Annotated in this window: 1 protein-coding gene; it reads left to right on the top strand. The window is 44.3% G+C overall.

Features of this window, described 5'->3' with window-relative positions; genetic code table 11:
* The coding region (locus ACTHUM_RS18600; protein ID WP_440403768.1) for a phospholipase D-like domain-containing protein at positions 1-337 on the top strand (337 nt) is incomplete at its 5' end.
* Positions 338-519 lie beyond the last annotated feature (182 nt).

The following is a 519-nucleotide window of genomic DNA, read 5'->3' as shown; positions in this document are numbered from 1 at the left end:
GATGGTACGCTACGCCTCACGCGCCTACTACCCTATGTTGCTGGAAGCCGGGGTCAAAATTGCCATGTTTGAAGGTGGGCTCTTACATGCCAAAACCATGACCATTGACGAAGACTACTCCCTCTTCGGCACGGTCAACATGGACATGCGCAGCTTCTTCCTCAACCTCGAAATCAGCCTCGCCATCTACGATCGCGATACCACCAAACAAATCTGCCACCTACAGCGCAGCTACCTTAAAAGCAGCAGCTACATTGCCATCAAATCATGGCAACAACGCTCCAAACTCCGCGGCCTTGTGGAAAATGCCGTCCGTCTAATGAGCCCTTTGTTGTAAAACATAAATATTTAGGCCGTCTGAAAAATATTTTTCAGACGGCCTTTTAAATAAAACACTGATAGATAAAATTCTTTATTGACGGATATTCAAGCTATCCTTTCTCTCCCTCTCGGAAAAAGTAAGACTCAACCCATTTCCCAACCAAAGAATCTTTACCAAATTTAACTAAAATATAAACT

It is taken from the genome of Neisseria sp. P0021.S006 (assembly GCF_051956895.1).
Note: the sequence above shows the minus strand (reverse complement) of the source record. Positions and strands in the feature narration are given on the sequence as shown.